10 protein-coding genes are annotated in these 18,031 nt (G+C 35.3%); 2 read left to right on the plus strand and 8 right to left on the minus strand.

Features of this window, described 5'->3' with window-relative positions; genetic code table 11:
• Positions 1-5 precede the first annotated feature (5 nt).
• The 7 genes from EYY60_RS18530 to porU form a co-directional block, all read right to left on the minus strand.
• Positions 6-557, minus strand: a complete 552-nt coding sequence (locus EYY60_RS18530; protein ID WP_132990769.1) for a carboxymuconolactone decarboxylase family protein — start codon at positions 555-557, stop codon at positions 6-8.
• 541 nt (positions 558-1,098) lie between these two features.
• A complete protein-coding gene (locus tag EYY60_RS18535; protein ID WP_132990770.1) occupies positions 1,099-2,952 on the minus strand; it encodes a hydrolase/aminopeptidase in 1,854 nt (617 codons plus the stop codon).
• A 91-nt stretch (positions 2,953-3,043) separates the two neighbouring features.
• Entirely contained in the window at positions 3,044-4,687 is a 1,644-nt protein-coding gene (locus EYY60_RS18540) for a pyruvate dehydrogenase complex dihydrolipoamide acetyltransferase (RefSeq protein WP_132990771.1), read from the minus strand.
• A gap of 4 nt (positions 4,688-4,691) precedes the next feature.
• On the minus strand, positions 4,692-5,690 hold the full coding sequence (gene pdhA, locus EYY60_RS18545) for a pyruvate dehydrogenase (acetyl-transferring) E1 component subunit alpha (protein ID WP_026728681.1): 999 nt from the start codon (positions 5,688-5,690) through the stop codon (positions 4,692-4,694).
• 158 nt (positions 5,691-5,848) lie between these two features.
• On the minus strand, positions 5,849-6,331 hold the full coding sequence (cdd, locus tag EYY60_RS18550) for a cytidine deaminase (RefSeq protein WP_132990772.1): 483 nt from the start codon (positions 6,329-6,331) through the stop codon (positions 5,849-5,851).
• Between the two features lie 75 nt (positions 6,332-6,406).
• A complete protein-coding gene (gene porV / locus EYY60_RS18555) occupies positions 6,407-7,609 on the minus strand; it encodes a type IX secretion system outer membrane channel protein PorV (RefSeq protein ID WP_132990773.1) in 1,203 nt (400 codons plus the stop codon).
• A 43-nt stretch (positions 7,610-7,652) separates the two neighbouring features.
• Positions 7,653-11,489, minus strand: a complete 3,837-nt coding sequence (gene porU, locus EYY60_RS18560; protein ID WP_132990774.1) for a type IX secretion system sortase PorU — start codon at positions 11,487-11,489, stop codon at positions 7,653-7,655.
• Between the two features lie 212 nt (positions 11,490-11,701).
• On the opposite strand from porU, the gene gldJ reads away from it, so the two are divergent.
• Positions 11,702-13,387, plus strand: coding sequence for a gliding motility lipoprotein GldJ (gene gldJ, locus EYY60_RS18565; RefSeq protein WP_132990871.1), 1,686 nt, complete (start codon positions 11,702-11,704; stop codon positions 13,385-13,387).
• 117 nt (positions 13,388-13,504) lie between these two features.
• Positions 13,505-14,791 (plus strand): UDP-N-acetylmuramoyl-tripeptide--D-alanyl-D-alanine ligase, encoded by a 1,287-nt coding sequence (locus EYY60_RS18570; protein ID WP_132990775.1) that lies wholly within the window; start codon positions 13,505-13,507, stop codon positions 14,789-14,791.
• Positions 14,792-14,830: 39 nt separating this feature from the next.
• Here the strand turns inward: EYY60_RS18570 and EYY60_RS18575 are convergent, their stop codons facing one another.
• Complete coding sequence (locus EYY60_RS18575; RefSeq protein WP_132990776.1) at positions 14,831-17,701, minus strand: triple tyrosine motif-containing protein; 2,871 nt, start codon at positions 17,699-17,701, stop codon at positions 14,831-14,833.
• Positions 17,702-18,031: the final 330 nt, after the last annotated feature.

Below are 18,031 nucleotides of genomic sequence, written 5' to 3' on the forward strand. Positions count from 1 at the left end.
CTGTATTAGTTTTGTAATTCTAAGTTAGAAACTTTTGGAAAGTCAATTTCTGTATTGGCTACATTGTTAAAATAATTTGTCAAAACATTCAAAGCAACGTGAGCAATAGTTTCTGCAATTTCAGCATCTGAAACTCCTGCGTTTTTAGCTTTATTTACATCTTCGTCGTTTACCAAGCCACCTTTGCTGATTAATGTTTTAGCCAATTGTAAAATCGCTTCTGTTTTTGCATCAGCAGAATTTCCTTTTCTTGCCGCTTGTAAAACTGCTGGATCTGCTTTTACCAATTTTTCTCCAATAAAAGTGTGGGCTGCTAAGCAGTAATCACAAGAGTTGCTTTCTGAAACTGCTAATGCAATTAATTCGCCTGTTTTTGCGCTTAATTTTCCGTGGCTCAGTGCGCCGCTTAAATTCAAATATCCTTCCAAAACCGCTGGAGAATTTCCCATTGTTCTCATCATGTTTGGAACAACGCCTAATTTTGCCTGAACTGCGTTGAATAAATCTTTAGTTTTTCCTGTTACTTCTTCTGGGTTTAATGCTGTTAATCGTGCCATTTTATTTAATTTTTAAAGTTGTTATTTGTTATTGTCTTTTGACATTACAAAGTTGCAACGATTACAGATTTTAGAACATGGAGAATATACGCTATGTGATGGATAATTTTCCCTAGTATTTTTTTCAGGAGCTATTCCAGCTTTCCGTTTCAAGTCCTCACCGCAAACCCTTATTTTTCTAAGCCATAAAACGAGCTTCCGTTGGTCGCTGTTTTCTGGCAAGAAAAATAAGGGTTTGCGGTTCCGGGCTTTCCACTGCAATCTGGGCTAGGGCACTCGGTTTCATTAGAATATTTTTGTTTAGCTTCGGAGAAGCGAAATGTTTATAGAAATCACATTTATTATCGGAGGTAAGCTCCAGCGGAGCGAAATGTATTTTTTGTGCTATTTCATATATTTCGCTCCGCTGGAGCTTTTTTTTGTCTGAATCATTGAATTTCTATAAATATTTTGCCCCTCTGGGGCAGAACAAAATAAATATGTAAAAAAAGAAAAAAGCCGTTCCTTGGAACGGCTTTTCAAAATCATATTTTATAAAATTTTATTTCAAAACCCCTTCAACAGCCTGAATAGTTGTAGCATGATAACCAGATTTAGCTTTGTCAAAAACCTGTTTAGCCCAAACTTTTCCTTCTGGAGTTTTAACCATTTCTTTGTATAGCATCATAACAGAACCTGTTCTGCTGATTCCAATTAAAAATTGCTCAATTGCAGGATAGGCAGGTTTGTATTGATGACGTAATGCCTGAACAAACCATTGACGTTTGATAATGAAATTTCCACCTTTTGTAAAGTTGAATTCTTTGTCAATGGCTTCCATTTCTTTTACTGTAATATCAGTTGGAAGATGGTCGATAAAATGCTGTTTTTCGGCAGTTGTGGTGATTTTTTTACTTAAACCTGCAACGCCAGTTTCTCTCCAGCTTTTTTGGATTACGTCAATAGCATCAAATTCTGCAGAGCTAACTGGAAGAATATTTGACGGAATTCCTGGTTTGTAAATCCATTTGTCCAATTGGATTTTATCTGCTAAAACTTTGTCGCCTTTGATTAGGTTTTCATTCAAATATTTGACGAAATCTTCTGTTGTAATAGATTGAAAAGCATGAGAATCGAAATAATTCTTAATAAACGGATCAAATTTTTCACGGCCAACAGCATTTTCAATAACTCTTAAAAAAGCATATCCTTTAACATATGGAATTTGGCTGATTCCGTCGTCAGGATTTCTGCCAGTTAAAGAAACTTTTAATCTTGTATCTGGATTTGTATCTCCATATTCAGCAACATTATCAGTCAATTCTTTATTGGTAATAACATTTTGCATGTCAAATTCTTTCTTTCCAAATATCGCTTCGCCAATTCTGTGTTCAACATAAGTAGTGAAACCTTCGTTTAGCCAAATATCATCCCAAGTTGCGTTTGTTACTAGGTTTCCGCTCCAGCTGTGACCTAATTCGTGTGCTAACAAGCTTGTTAATGAACGATCTCCAGCAATTACTCCCGGAGTTAAGAATGTCAAGTTCGGATTCTCCATTCCGCCATAAGGGAAACTTGGAGGTAAAACCAAAACATCATAGCGTCCCCAGCGGTATGGTCCGTATAATTTTTCGGCAGCATTTACCATTTTTCCTAGTTCAGCAAATTCGTAAGCAGCGCTTTTTAGAACAGATGGTTCTGCATAAACGCCAGTTCTGTTGTCGATTGCTTGAAATTCGATGTCTCCAACCGCAATTGCCATTAAATAAGACGGAATTGCTTTGTCTTGTTTGAAAGTGTAAACTCCAGTATCATTTTTCTTCTGCGGATTTACGGCGCTCATAACCGCCAATAAATCTTTAGGAACTGTAACTTTAGCATTATAAGTAAAACGAATTCCCGGTGAATCCTGACACGGAATCCAAGTACGCGACCAAACGCTTTCTCCTTGTGAGAACAGGAAAGGTTTCTTTTTGTCTGCTGTCTGTTCTGGTTTTAGCCATTGTAATGCAACAGCATCTTTAGTTGTGCTGTAATAAATGTTTACTCTAGTTGTATTTGGCTCAATAGTAATATGAATTGGCTTTCCGTGAAATTCAACGTCTTTCCCAAGTTCAAATTTGGTTTCTTTTTCTTCTTCTCCTTGTCCTAAAGTAACTTTTGTAATATTCAAAGTGTTTTCATCGAAAATAATTTCGTTTCCTTTACTGATATTATTAATTGTCCAAGATGCTTTTCCTGAAATGGTCTGAGTATCAAAATCAACTTTGATATCAAGATCAAGATGTTTTGCAACAGCAAGTTCTGGTTTGGAATAACTGTGTTCATCAACAACAATAGCCGTTTTTTCTGATTGCTCTTTTTTCTGGCAAGCAAATGCCGTAAGAAATAAAGCGACAAGAATTAATTTTTTCATTTTATGAGATTTTGAATTTGAGGATGAAAATTAAACAAAAAATCCCGTTCTGAAACTTCAGAACGGGATTTAATTATAAAATTAACAAAGATTACGCCAACATTGTAACTGGGCTTTCGATGTATTGTTTTAATGTTTGTAAGAACTGAGCGCCAGTTGCACCGTCAATTGTTCTGTGGTCGCAAGCTAATGATAGCATCATTGTGTTTCCAACTACGATTTGACCGTTTTTAACTACTGGTTTCTCAACAATTGCACCTACAGAAAGGATTGCAGAGTTTGGTTGGTTGATAATTGAATTGAATTCAGTGATACCAAACATACCAAGGTTAGATACTGTAAAAGTACTTCCTTCCATTTCTTGTGGTCCAAGTTTTTTGTTTTTAGCTCTTCCAGCAAGATCTCTTACTGAGCCACCAATTTGAGATAAACTCATAGCATCAGTAAATTTCAATACAGGAACTACTAATCCGTCTTCAACAGCTACAGCAACACCAATGTTTACGTGGTGGTTGATTATGATAGCATCTTCTTTCCAAGTAGAGTTGATTTTTGGATGTTTTTTCAATGCTAATGCACAAGCTTTGATTACCATATCGTTGAAAGATACTTTTGTATCTGGAACGCTATTGATAGCAGCTCTTGCCTGCATTGCTTCGTCCATGCTTACTTCGATCACTAAGTTGTAGTGAGGAGCAGTGAATAAAGATTCAGAAAGACGTTTTGCAATGATTTTACGCATTTGAGAGTTTTTGATCTCTTCTGTGAAAACTTCACCAGCAGGAACAAATACTTTTGGTGCAGCAGGAGCAGATGCTTCTTGTTTAGCAGCAGGTGCTGAAGCAGCAGTTTGAGCTTGAGCAGATGGAGTAAAGTTTTCGATATCGCTTTTCACGATTCTTCCGTTTTCTCCAGATCCTTTCACTTGGTCTAGTGAAATTCCTTTGTCAGAAGCGATTTTTTTAGCTAATGGAGAAGCTAAAATTCTTCCTCCGTTTGAAGTTTCGGCAACAGCTTCTGTAGCTTGTGGAGCGGCAGGAGCGGCTTTTGTTTCTTCTGCAGCAGGAGTACTTGCAGGTGCAGCACCTCCGGCAGTATAGTTTTCAGCAATTCCAGAAATGTCAGTTCCTGCAGGCCCGATGATCGCTAATAAGCTGTCAACAGGAGCAGTATTTCCTTCTTGAATTCCGATGTATAATAATGTTCCAGCATTGAAAGACTCAAACTCCATAGTAGCTTTGTCTGTTTCAATTTCCGCTAAAATATCACCTTCCGCTACAGCATCGCCAACTTTTTTTAACCAAGTTGCTACTGTACCTTCAGTCATTGTATCACTCAAACGTGGCATTGTAACTACAATAACACCTTTTGGTAATTCAGTTGCTGCTTTTGCAGGAGCAGCAGTTTCAGTTTTTGCTTCAGCAGCAGGAGCATCCGCTTTTGGCGCTTCTGCAGCAGGAGCATCACCGCCAGCTAAAAGAGCAGAAATATCTTCTCCTTCTTTACCGATGATAGCTAATAATGAATCAACTGGAGCAGTTTCTCCAGCTTGGATTCCGATATGTAAAAGAGTTCCTTCGTTAAAAGATTCGAACTCCATTGTTGCTTTATCTGTTTCAATTTCAGCTAAGATATCTCCTTCACTGATTTTGTCGCCTACTTTTTTTAACCAAGTCGCTACCGTTCCTTCCGTCATAGTATCGCTCAAACGAGGCATTGTTACTTTAATCGCCATGATGTTATAGTTTATGAGGTGTAAATGGATAGTCTTCTTGTGCGTATACTACATCGTATAATTGTTGCAAGTCTGGATATGGAGATTCTTCAGCGAATTTCGCACACTCTTCAACCAAGTCTTTAACTCTTTGGTCAATTACTTCGATTTCTTCTTCAGTAGCATATTTTTGATCCAAGATTACATCAAGAACTTGTGTAATTGGGTCGATTTTTTTGTACTCTTCAACCTCTTCTTTAGAACGGTATAATTGTGCATCAGACATAGAGTGTCCTCTGTAACGGTACGTTTTCATTTCAAGGAAAGTTGGTCCGTCTCCGCGACGTGCTCTTTCGATTGCTTCGTGCATTGCTTCAGCAACTTTTACTGGGTTCATTCCGTCAACAGGTCCGCAAGGCATTTCGTAGCCTAAACCTAATTTCCAGATGTCAGTGTGGTTTGCAGTTCTTTCTACAGAAGTTCCCATCGCATAACCGTTGTTTTCAACGATAAATACAACTGGAAGTTTCCATAACATAGCCATGTTGAAAGCTTCGTGAAGAGAACCTTGTCTAGCAGCTCCATCGCCAAAATAAGTCATGGTAACACCGCCAGTGTTGAAATATTTGTCTGCGAAAGCAATACCAGCTCCCACAGGAATTTGAGCACCTACAATTCCGTGACCACCGTAAAAACCGTGTTCTTTAGAGAAAATGTGCATAGAACCTCCCATACCTTTAGAAGTTCCTGTCGCTTTTCCTAAAAGCTCAGCCATTACATTTCTTGGATCAACGCCCATACCGATTGGCTGAACGTGGTTTCTGTAAGCAGTAATCATTTTGTCTTTAGTCAAGTCCATAGCGTGCAATGCACCTGCTAATACAGCTTCTTGACCATTATATAGGTGTAAAAAACCTCTAACTTTTTGTTGAATGTATAATGCTGCAAGTTTGTCTTCAAACTTTCTCCAAAGTAGCATGTCTTCGTACCACTTTAAATACACCTCTTTTGTAACTTCTTTCATCTGAATTCTTTCTTTTGCTAAAGTTTGTTTGTGTTATCAATTGTTGCCTATAACGCAAAATAGTTTCCTCCCACAAATTTGCGCCCGAAAGGTCGGGATGCAAAAATAAGACATTACATTTAAGAACTAAAATTTAAACGCTACTTTTTGGCTTTTTTTTACAAGAACTTTTTATCAAACATAAAAGGAAGCAAATTTTTAAGGGATGCTGATTTGTAAACTTCGCCAATTTCTCCCATAAAATAGATTTCTATAGGGGTATCTTGTTTGATTTCATATTCTGCAATTGATTGACGGCAAGAACCGCAAGGCGGAATGGGAGCAGTGGTTTGATTGGTGTCTGAAGCTGCTGAAATGGCTATTTTTAGAATTTTGGCTTCTGGATATGTACTTCCTGCGTAAAAAATAGCCGTTCTTTCGGCACACAATCCTGATGGGTAAGCTGCGTTTTCTTGATTAGATCCTAAAATTATTTGTCCGTTATCTAAAAGTAAAGCGGCTCCAACTCTGAATTTAGAATATGGTGCGTACGCTTTTTTGCGAATTTCAATAGCTTGTTTCATTAAGTTCTGAACATCTTCTGGGACTTCATTGATGTTTTCAAAAATTGTGAACGATGATGTTATGCTTATTTCTTTCATTGTTTTTATAGGAAAAAAAATCCAAATTCCTATGATATAGAAATTTGGATTGCTGATGTTTTTTATTTAGAACGTTTAATATTCTTCGTATTTGTCGCCAAAGTTAAACGTTAAAGAAAAACGAAGCGTGTTTTCTAACGGATTTTTAACTTTTGAAGTTGAGAATAAATACGAAACGTCAACTTTTACGATATTGTATTTGAAGCCAGCACCTAAAGAAAAGAATTGACGAGCTCCTTTTTCAGGACTTTCATGGAAATATCCTGCACGGAATGCAAAGGAATCTTGATACATATATTCTCCACCTATACTATAGGTAATCTCTTTTATTTCTTCGCTAAACCCGCCTGGGGCATCTCCAAAAGATTTAAACATTCCTTGGAACCAGCCTATGTCGTTGTATTTGTTGTAAGCGATAGTGCTTTGATCTTCTGCGCTTTCTCCTGGATCAGTAAAATCACCATCTCCATTTAAGTCTACTGCTGCTTGTTGTCCCGGAGGCGTTGGGACTAATAGTTTTGTGAACTCAAGGCTAACCGCAAATTTGTTGTAGTCATCAAGAATAAAATCAAATCCTCCTCCTAAACGCATGTTGGCAGGTAAAAAGTTTGAGCTTAAATCGTCATTGTCATAGCTGATTTTCGGTCCCATATTCTGGAAGTTGAAACCTGCTCTCCATCTTCCGTTAAAATTACTATAGGCAATTTCTTCAGATTGATAAAATCCGGCAACGTCAACGGCAAATGATTTTCCTGCAGTAGCATCAACATCTTCGGAAGCCACTTTTAAATTAGAGCGAATATATCTTGCTCCAACAGACATCGAAAAGGTTTCGCTTAATTTTTGAGAATATGATCCATCTAAAGCGAATTCATTTGGAGATACGATATTCGGAACTTCATTTGGGTCACCGGTTCTTCTTAACTCGATGTCTCCAAATCCGAAATAACGAAAACTTCCTGCGAAGGCGCTTCGATCGCTAAATTTGTTGTAGTAAGTTAATTGGCCTAATGAAATATCATTGGCTAAATCTGTTAAATAAGGTGTGTAGCTAATAGAAAGTCCTTGTGCATCTTTGGCAAATGCATATTTGGCAGGATTCCATTGCTGAGAAAAAACGTCAGAGGATGTGGCTACACCTTGGTCTGCTAAACCTGCGGCACGTGCATCAGCAGCAACTAATAAGAAGGGAACTCCCGTGGTGATTGGTCGAGTTTCTTGGGCTTTAGCGTATGAAACAATTAAAAAACAAATTAATAAAAGTGATATTTTTTTCATTTGTGGGACTATATGTTTTGGGTGGTGCAAATTATATATATTATTATAGAATGACAAGCTTTTCGTATTTTTCTGCTTTTTTATTTGTTAAATTAGATTTTACGGTAAGTTTATAAATATAAACTCCTTTGCCTATCCGATCTCCATAATCGTCTTTTCCGTCCCAAGTAATTTCTCTCGAAAGGAATCCTTCTGTCGTGATAATTTGGTTTGTCGTCCAGACTACTTTTCCTGTAATAGTCATGACCTGTACTTGAACTTCCAGCGGTTCGTAAGGTCTATTGTGTGAAAACCAAAATTGAGTGTAGGTTGAAAAGGGATTTGGATAATTAAGAACGTGGGTTAAAGATAATGATTCATCTCCAACAACAACAAATTGTATTTCACTAGTGACAGGATTGTTGTAAACATCCCAAGCTGTAAAACTTATTGTATGCAGTCCGGCTTTTAAATTCCTAAGCGGAAAGCGTAAATTTCCATTTGTATAATCATCTAATTTTGTTTGATAATAATCATTCAAAATATAGGGATTGCTCACGTCGCCATCCAATATCGCCACTATGTCGTGCCCAATTCCACTGGCTGTATTAATCCCGTTTTCGTCTTCAAGAAAAGCTAAAAGGAATGGATTTTCATTTGTTATGCCACCTGAAACAAATGTCTCGTCGTTCATATATAACTTAACTTTTGGACTAATATTGTCCTGAGGTGCATTTTCGTTTATGCCTCCTATTTTAATAGAGGTGTTATATCCGGATTGGTTCTCTAATCCTTGAGTTTTCTTCGAATAGAAGCTAATTCGGCCATAATCAACTGGAATTCGAATGTCTCTTGGTACAACAAAACTAAATTCAAACTGGCCATTTGTAACAGATGCGTTTCCTCTAAAAATAGTTTCGCCAAGCGTTTTGAACGACATTACGGGGCTAAAACCGTCATTGTTTAGTGTAGATGTTGTAATCAGCTTATCGAAAATTGCTGTCGCTAATTCGCCGTTATAATTGCTTAAAAGGGTGTTGTTTTCATCTGTGATTTCTCCAGAAATCTTGATTTTTGAAAGTGATTTTAAATCAGGAATTGCCTGAGAAATCACAATATCATTGATTTTTGTTAAATTAATTCGTGGTTTTGGAATTGCAAGCATTAATGCCGGATCTCCGATATAAAAAATGACATTGCTAGAAGAGCTTGGGTTTTCGTTTTTCGAAATTCGAAGTGCTTCTGAAATAGTTGTATATTGATTTGATCCGTAAGAAAGCAGATTTTTGCTCAAACTGTCATTGAAATTCTCAGCATTAAATTGGCCGATTGAGCGAATTGTCGTCAACATTGAGATCGCACCTCCTTTTGGGTTCCAATATGTATATTCTCCGGCAGTTGGTCGTGTTGGGTCGTCAAATCTAGAAAATTCGCAGGTAATTGTTATGAACAAAGGGTATTTGTATTGATTGTTTAGATTTTGTCCATCTGATTTTTCCCAAATTCTTTCGCTAGCCAATCCGTCTTCGCCACCATGTCCTAAATAATTAAAAACCAAAGCGCCTTTTTCGAAAGCATCAAATAAATCAGTCCGCGCTTTTGGATATCGTGATCCGCCCGCAGATGCTTCTTGTGTGTAGGAGTCTAAAATGATTTTGTCAATATTAAAAAAAGGCTTTTGAGTTGCAATGACATCTGCAAGTGCGTTTTGACGTGATTGAATTGTGGCGTCTGAGCTTTGGTCAGAATCGTCACTTATCAAGACAAAATTGTTTTTCCAGCTTCCATAGGATTTAGCATCGTGATATTCTAGCACTTTGTTGACCATTTCGCTGGCTTGCGCATTGTCAGAGACCAGCATTCTGCCTGTTGCAATATCAATTCCGCCAAAGAAACTAGTGATGTTTCCTTCATCTGCATCCATTAATCCATAAAAATCATCAGAAGCAAATGAGGCTTCTCCTGTAGAGTTGCTAATTGTGGAATGATATATAGGAACAATATTGGTATTGTTTGAAATTCTGTCCTTATAATCATATGAGGCATCTCCAAACAAATTTACATATTTGATTTTCTTGTCTGTTGAAGATGCATTTTCATAAATATATCTTATGCAGTTTCTGATGGCGGCAATGTCTTGCTTTCCGGAAGAAAATTCTTGATAGATGTTTTCCAGAGTAATAACTTTTACATTCAAATTTGAATAATTTCGATGAAAAGTAGCTAGTTTTTCAGCTTGAGAAGATAAGGATTTAGGCGAAACAATGATATAATCTATATCCTGAAAGCTGTTTTGAGCATTCTTAAAAAGAGTTCCTTTCAGGTTTTGGTTGGCAATTTTTGACTGGCTTTCTTTTAAAGGTGCTAAATAATCAGAAGCGTCTATGGCGATATATTTTCTGATCTCGCCTAAAGAAGCCTTAAAACTGAAAATGGCTTGATTTGCATTTTCAATTTTAGATACATTATAGATGTCTGTAATGTCCCAGATTTGAGATATTCCTGCGGCGTTTCCTATTGTATAATTTACAATTCCGGCAGTAGATCCAGCTTGGTCGTATTGAAATTTGAATTGTTTCCCGGTTCCAAGGAGTTTTCTTTTTGCAATAATATTGATGTAGTCAAGATATCCTTTCGAGCCAGGAACGCCGTTATTATTATAGGTAAGTTTGATTTTTGTGGTTTCGGCGCCTGTGAATGTTGTATTTGTGGGTAGTTTTCCTGTGTAAAATTTAATGTCCGAACTTGAGGCTAGTGCATTGAAATTGATATTTCCAATGTTTTGTCCGTTTGCACTTATTGCAAAGGAAGTAGGAGTAAAGGCTGCCGAAGCGGCAACAACTTCTATTTTTACTGGAACTGATGTGTCGAGATTCGGAAATGTAAACGAAAATTCCTGCTCTTGATTAATGTCAAATGATTCTCCAAACCACTGACGTCCTAAATGTGCAATGTTTGTTTGGTCAATTTCGTGATATTGATAGTCATCAAACGTGTTTAGTTCTACGGTTGCGTTTCCTGAAGGCTGATTTAGATTTGAAATTCGTTTTCCGTCTCCTCCTGTTGCAGTAATATAATAATAAGATTTCGAATCATATAAATTAAGGTTGGTCTGGCTTTCTGAATTCCAGTTTTCGATTCCTTCGGCATAAAACAGGATATAGTCTTCATTATTAAAGACTCCGTCGGTTTCTCCAATAATCTGGATAGCATTTTCAGTTAAATCATCTGGGTAATAGGTGCTGTTGGCTAAGGGAAGCATTTTGCCCCCATTTCCGTAAATTTTAATTCTTCTTGGATCAGTTTTACTCGGATCAAAGCCTAAACTTTGCAAAAACGATTTGGATATTTTGTAAACGCCAGATTTTTCAACATAAAAGCGATACCAATCTCCTGAAGCTAAAACAGAATTTGTAACTGTGGCTGCTTTTTGAAGGGAAGAAACGCTAGTGTTTTTTGATGTTGTGCCGGTTGAAGAATAGGAGAAAGATTTGATTCGTTTGTACCCGTTGCCATCTTTTAGAATTGGGGAAAGCGACAGGAAAAGTTGTTTTTTGTCTCTTGAAGAAGCAGATTTTAACGTTTCATTTGGTTTTTCAGGGATGTTTTCAAGAGCTAAATCGCCAAGGTCATTCACTGGAATTGCTTCGTAAATAATGCTCGAAAGTTGGATGGAATTGCTCGTTGCAGGACCCGAATCGCTTAAATTAAGAAGCAATGTTAGGCTTTTTTTAGTAGTATCGTAACGAAAACTGCTTCCAGAAAAATAAGGAACAATAGTTTTGAAATCGCCAAAGCTCATTTCTTTTTTACCTTGCCAATCTATTGTGAAGCTCCCATTTATCTGAGAAAAAGCAAGAATCGGAATTAAAAAAAAATATGAGATTAAGACTTGTTTCATAGGTTAAGAAAACGAAATTGATTGCAAAATATTTTAGTAAGTAAAAATATAGTATTTAATGTTATAGTAATAATAAAAAGTATATTTTTGCGTTCGTAACTATAGGTTATTTTCTGGTAAAAAACAGCTAAATAAAATTATTAGAACAGATGTTGCTAATTAAATGTTAATTATTATATTGCAGCACCTAAATTTATCACCTAAGAATGAGTATGAAAGTAAACAAAATTGTAGTCTTGCAATTAATGATGTCAATGGTATTGATGTTGGGCACGGCTAGTTGTAGCAAAAAATCGAGTTCCTCTCACGCTTCTCGAGCGACTGGGTGGGATGTAGATAGTCAAAATGGAACGGCTGCTAGAAATGCAGGAAAAAAACAACAGGCTGGTCCTGGTTTAGTTTTTGTTGAAGGAGGTACATTTACAATGGGTAAAGTACAAGATGATGTTATGCACGATTGGAATAACACACCAACTCAACAACACGTTCAATCATTCTATATGGATGAAACCGAAGTTACGAATGGTATGTACTTAGAATACCTTGAGTGGTTGAAAAAAGTTTTCCCTCCAACAGAAGAAAATTACAAAAACATTTACGAAGGCGCATCTCCTGATACATTAGTATGGAGAAATCGCTTAGGATATAACGAAACTATGACTAACAACTACTTGAGGCATCCTGCTTATGCTGAGTATCCTGTAGTTGGTGTTAACTGGATTCAGGCTGTTGAATTCAGTAAATGGAGAACAGACCGTGTTAACGAAGCTGTTTTGGAAAAAGATGGATATATTAAAAAAGGTGCTAAAACCAACGATGTTACTGCTGAAACCTTGTTTAATACTGAGGCTTATTTAGCTTCTCCTTCAACGCAATATGGAGGTAGTGAAGAAATTGTATTAAAGAAAAATCCTAGCGGAAGAAGACCTAAAGCTGGTAAAGACGGAGTAGTTCCAGAAGAGAAAAACGTATATGCACAACGTTCTTCAGGTGTTATTCTGCCTGAGTACAGACTTCCTACTGAAGCAGAATGGGAGTATGCAGCGGCAGCTGATGTTGGACAAAGAGAATACAATATTTATAAAGGTCAAAAGAAATATCCTTGGTCTGGAGATTACACTCGTTCTGCAAAACGTAAAAACAGAGGTGATCAATTGGCTAACTTTAAGCAAGGAAATGGTGATTACGGCGGAATTGCTGGATGGTCTGATGACGGAGCTGATATTACTAACAAAGTAAAAAGTTATGCTCCAAATGATTTCGGATTATATGATATGGCTGGTAACGTTGCCGAATGGGTAGCCGATGTTTACAGACCTATTATTGATAACGAAGCGAACGACTTCAACTACTTTAGAGGTAACCTTTATGCTAAAAACAAAATTGGCAAAGATGGTAAAATTGAAATCGTTTCAACTGCTAACATTAAATATGATACTTTAAGCAACGGTAAAATTATTGCAAGAAATCTTCCTGGTGAAATTGCACAAGTTCCAGTTGATGAGCAAGAGACATATTTAAGACAAAACTTCAGCACAAGCGACAATATCAACTATAGAGATGGTGATAAACAATCTTCTAGATATTTTGACTTCGGAGATTCAGAGTCTGGACCAAAAGCTGATCAAGCGATGTACAACTCTCCTAAACACAATGTAACAACAGACAGTTTAGGAAAAATGATTAGAAAATATGACAGCTCTAGTAAACGTACTACTTTAATAGATGATAAAGTTAGAGTTTACAAAGGAGGTTCTTGGAGAGATAGAGCTTATTGGTTGGATCCAGCTCAAAGAAGATATTTCCCGCAAGATATGGCAACTGACTACATTGGTTTCAGATGTGCAATGTCAAGAGTAGGATCTAAGTCTGAAAAAAGAAAATCACCAAGGAATTAAGATTTAGAAATTCCAATATAAAAAATTCCAAATTCCAAAAGCTGAATATTCAGTCTGGAATTTGGAATTTTTTTATTGTTTTTTTTCTACTTTTATCATCTATAAAAAATAATATAAATGAATATTCAGGACATTCATAATCTGTTTTTACAATGTAAATCGCTTTCAATTGATACAAGAAAGATTGAAAAAGATTCTATGTTTTTTGCTATTAAAGGAGAGAATTTTGATGCCAATACTTTTGCTGAAGAAGCTTTGAAATTAGGGGCTTTGTTTGTTGTTATTGACAATGAGTCTTACTTTATAGACGAAAGGACTATTTTGGTTAAAAATAGTTTAGAAACGCTTCAGGAATTGGCTAAATTTCATCGTAACTATTTGAAATTGCCTATTGTTGCTTTGACTGGAAGTAATGGGAAAACAACAACCAAAGAGCTTATCAATGCAGTTTTGTCAAAAAAATATAGAACCAAGGCGACTATCGGGAATTTAAACAATCATATTGGTGTTCCATTGACTTTGTTGTCCTTTACGAAGGAAACTGAAATTGGAATTGTAGAAATGGGGGCAAACCATAAAAAGGAAATTGAGTTTTTATGTGAAATAGCGCAACCGGATTATGGATATATTACCAATTTTGGAAAAGCCCATTTAGAAGGATTTGGTGGTGTTGAAGGGGTAATTCAAGGGAAAAGCGAAATGTATCAATATCTTGCAAAAAATGATAAAGTTGCATTTGTAAATCTTGAAGACCCAATTCAGATCGAAAAATCGGCTGGAATTAAATTGTTTACTTTTGGTTTGAATAATGAAAGTGCTGATGTAAATATCAGAAAGATCGAAGCGAATCCTTTTGTTGTAATTAATTATGAAAATTTCAATGTTGAATCGCATTTAATAGGCTTATATAATTCAAATAACATAAATGCGGCTGTTTCTATCGGTCATTATTTTAAAGTGAGCAATGAGGCTATAAAAGAAGCGATCGAGAATTATATTCCAGAGAATAACAGGTCTCAATTGTTGAAAAAAGGCACAAATCAAATTATTCTTGATGCCTATAATGCAAATCCGAGCAGTATGGCTGTGGCAATTGCTAACTTTTTACAGTTAGATAGCCAGAATAAAATAATGATTTTGGGCGATATGTTTGAATTGGGTGTCGAAAGTCCGCAAGAACATAAAATAATTGTTGACTCATTGTTGAATCAAAATAAATCTGAATGTTATTTGATTGGGAAATCATTCTTTGAAAATAAAATTTCAAATGAGAAACTTCGTTTTTTTGAAACATTTGATGATTTTTCTAATCATTTAAAAACGCTTCATTTCGACAATAATACGATTTTGATAAAAGGCTCCAGAGGAATGGCTTTAGAACGAACATTAGAATATATTTCATAATAAAAGAGCCATCAGCCGCGGCTGATGGCTCTTTTGTTTTTAGATACTCATCAAAAAACCAATTAGATTTTCTTTTTTATTCAGACCAAGTTTTTTTCTTAGGCGATATCTGGCCAACTCAACTCCTCCGGTCGAAATGTTCATGATTTCGGCTATTTCTTTAGTTGACATATTCATCAATAAATAAGTTGATAAATCGAGTTCTCGTGGAGATATTGTTGGGTATTTTTCCTTTAATCTTTTCAAAAACTCAAAATGAACGTTTTTGATGTGTTTTTCTAGATCTTTCCAGCTTTTATCTGTATTTACTTCCTTTACAATGCTTTTGTTGAGTTTGCTTACTTGAAATTTCGTAGAATCATCAAGTGCTTCAATGTCAATTTCTTTTAATTTATGGATAATTCCGTTCAAGATCTTGTTTTTCTTTACAACTTGAAGCGAATTGTTTACAAGCTCTTTATCTTTTGCTAAAATTTTAATTTGAAGTTTGTCATTTTTCAGTTTTTCAATCTCTTTTTCAAGATCATATTGTTCCTGTCTGATTTTCGATTCTTTTTCGAGATATAACCTTCGTTGTTCAATTGTTTCGTAATATTTATTCTTCCTGATTTTCATTTTTATTCGATCAGAAATCACATAAATTGCAATTATGATTAAAATGAAATAAATCATTAGCGCCAAGAAATGTCGATACCAAGGCGGAGAAACTGTAAATGAAATGGTTGATGGCTCCGACTGGATCCCATAACTGTTTCGGACTTTTACTTTCATCACATATTCGCCCTCACGAAGGTTTGTGTATTCTTTTATAGAAATAGTTGACCAGTTGCTCCATTTGTCGTCAAAAGGCTCTAATTGGTATGAAAACTCCACGTTTTCAAGATTTTCATACGTTGGTGACGAAAAAGTAAAACGCACATGATTTGATGAATATGGAATGCGAATGTTTTCGATTTTATTTTGGTTGTTTCCTAAAATAATAGTGTCGCCAGGAAATGAAAAACTTCTAATAAATGCCTTTGGCTTAGTAACAAAATTATTCAGTAAATCGGGGTTGTAATGTGCTAATCCATCTGTTAATCCGATAAAAATATTTTTTGGGTCGATCGTGTTTACGGATAGGTAATTGCTAACCAAATTTCCTGTCAAATTTGAAAAAGGAGCGACAATATTAGTGTAGTAATTGTTTGTCTTCATTAATACGCCTATGGATTCATCAAAAGCATACCATAAATTAGATTGTGAATCCTCGGTTAAACTGTTTATTACTGGAATGTTTTTGAACAGTTTTGACAGGTTTTTGTCTTCATAAAATAAATCCTGCTCTTTGGAATATTTGTAGAAATGATTGTTTGTCTGAAAGTACAATTGATTGTCAATTTTTTGAATACTTCCAATGTTTTTATATTGATTGGTTAGTTGATCAATTTTTTTGATGGATGAAAATCGAGTTAAATCGTTGTTTAGTGCCATTCTATAAATAGATTCATCTTTTTTAAGCCATAAATAAGAGTCATCAAGCTCAAAATTGTTTGATGATTTATCAAATCCGATAACTTGGTTTTTGTAAACTAATCCGTTCGCGGTGCTTTCAAAAACGGCAAAACCTTCATAATTAGAGCCAATTAAAAATCCGGGATGATTTGGGATTTTTTTAAATCCGAAATATCCTTTAGAGTCAATGATATTGGTTACTGCGCCGCCTTTAATAACTAATGCTCCGCGGTTATTGGAGCAAATCAATTGGTTGTCTATAACTTGAACATTCCAGGATTGTGCTGTAGTTCCTTGAACAAGCTTGAAAGTATCTTCTTTAAAGCTGTTATTCCATGCGTGATAAAATACACCTTGGTTTGTTGCTACATATAAATTCCCTTGATAAATAACTGATGCATAAACGGTACTGATATCGTAGCTGAAACCAAAGTACGTAAATGGAGAGCCTTCATTTACAAATGCGATACCATTATCTAGGCCTAGCCAGAGATTGTTTTTGTTGTCAATAAATGAGGTAAGAACCGTATTGTTTTGCAAGCCTTTTTTACGATTCAAATGCTGAATTATTTTGCCGTTATAATCGCAAATGACAATTCCGTCTAATACCGAATTTAATACTATAAAATTGTGGTTTATTGTTACGCCTCCAAGAGAGTTGTTTTGTTTGACAAAATTGTTGGCTTCAGTATTCCATGGTTTCACAATATTATTCTCATATACAAATAAGCCTTTTTCTAGGGTTATTATTAAGGTTTTGTCTTTTGACAAATTGTACATTCCCCAAATCTCTGTATTGTTTAGGCTTGTAGTGTTTGGCAAGGAATAAAGTTTTCCGTTTTTGTACTCCAAAATCCCTTTTTCTATGTCTTGGAAATAAAGTTTGTTATTAACGACAAAAGAAAATTGAAATCGTTTAGGAGCTGGCAATATAGTAAGCTTATTGTCTTTTAAAATGTAGGCTCTTGCAAATGACTGAAAAATTGTTTGTTTCTCGAAAGTGTGGATTTTCCAGATGAAGTCTATTATCTTAATTTTATTACGATCGACTTTTTTAGATAATGATGTGTATTGAAGTTTTCCTTTTTCATTTGGTTTGAAATAGCCAAATTCGTTATAACCGCCTACAAATACTCTTCCGTCAGCGGCAATCTTTAAACATCTTACAGATGTTAAATTGGGAAGCGGATATTTTCTCCAAGATGATCCGTCAAACTGTAAAAGGCCATTGTTGTTGGCGAAATATAGATTTCCGTTTTTATCTTGGTCAATACTCCAGTTTTGCGTTCCTCCTTTATATTCATTTCGTTTGTAATTTCTTACATCTGGAAGCCCAATGTTTTTAACTTGTGCAAAAATATTAATTGATAATAATGTAAAAAAAGTAATAATAAAATATGATTTTGTCAATTTCATAAATTTTTCGGCTTTTTTGAGTGTTGGCGTCTTAATTGTCTTGTTTGTAGTGTTTTACAATAGTTTTTTCTCTACTATTTCGTTGTAGAAACACATTTTATTGATAAAAATAAGGAATCTTATACAACTGTAGTGTTTATTTTTATAATTAACATTTCGATAACATCTTAATTTTAATTTTTAATTATTTGTAAATCAAATATTTGAAAAAAAAATGATGTGTTTTTGTAATGTATAAAAATTTGTTTTGATGTGTTTTTGTAGTGAAATTTACTTGTTGATAGTAAAAAAATAACATTATTATTGCATCAAATTACTAATTAATTAACC

Origin of the sequence: Flavobacterium zhairuonense (assembly GCF_004352915.1) — a bacterium.
Taxonomy (GTDB): domain Bacteria; phylum Bacteroidota; class Bacteroidia; order Flavobacteriales; family Flavobacteriaceae; genus Flavobacterium; species Flavobacterium zhairuonense.

What these genes read in the sequence shown, in the direction of transcription:
- EYY60_RS18530 (WP_132990769.1), bottom strand. Translation starts at nt 557, where the DNA reads ATGGCACGATTAACAGCATTAAACCCAGAAGAAGTAACAGGAAAAACT.
- EYY60_RS18535 (WP_132990770.1), bottom strand. Translation starts at nt 2,952, where the DNA reads ATGAAAAAATTAATTCTTGTCGCTTTATTTCTTACGGCATTTGCTTGC.
- EYY60_RS18540 (WP_132990771.1), bottom strand. Translation starts at nt 4,687, where the DNA reads ATGGCGATTAAAGTAACAATGCCTCGTTTGAGCGATACTATGACGGAA.
- pdhA (WP_026728681.1), bottom strand. Translation starts at nt 5,690, where the DNA reads ATGAAAGAAGTTACAAAAGAGGTGTATTTAAAGTGGTACGAAGACATG.
- cdd (WP_132990772.1), bottom strand. Translation starts at nt 6,331, where the DNA reads ATGAAAGAAATAAGCATAACATCATCGTTCACAATTTTTGAAAACATC.
- porV (WP_132990773.1), bottom strand. Translation starts at nt 7,609, where the DNA reads ATGAAAAAAATATCACTTTTATTAATTTGTTTTTTAATTGTTTCATAC.
- porU (WP_132990774.1), bottom strand. Translation starts at nt 11,489, where the DNA reads ATGAAACAAGTCTTAATCTCATATTTTTTTTTAATTCCGATTCTTGCT.
- gldJ (WP_132990871.1), top strand. Translation starts at nt 11,702, where the DNA reads ATGAAAGTAAACAAAATTGTAGTCTTGCAATTAATGATGTCAATGGTA.
- EYY60_RS18570 (WP_132990775.1), top strand. Translation starts at nt 13,505, where the DNA reads ATGAATATTCAGGACATTCATAATCTGTTTTTACAATGTAAATCGCTT.
- EYY60_RS18575 (WP_132990776.1), bottom strand. Translation starts at nt 17,701, where the DNA reads ATGAAATTGACAAAATCATATTTTATTATTACTTTTTTTACATTATTA.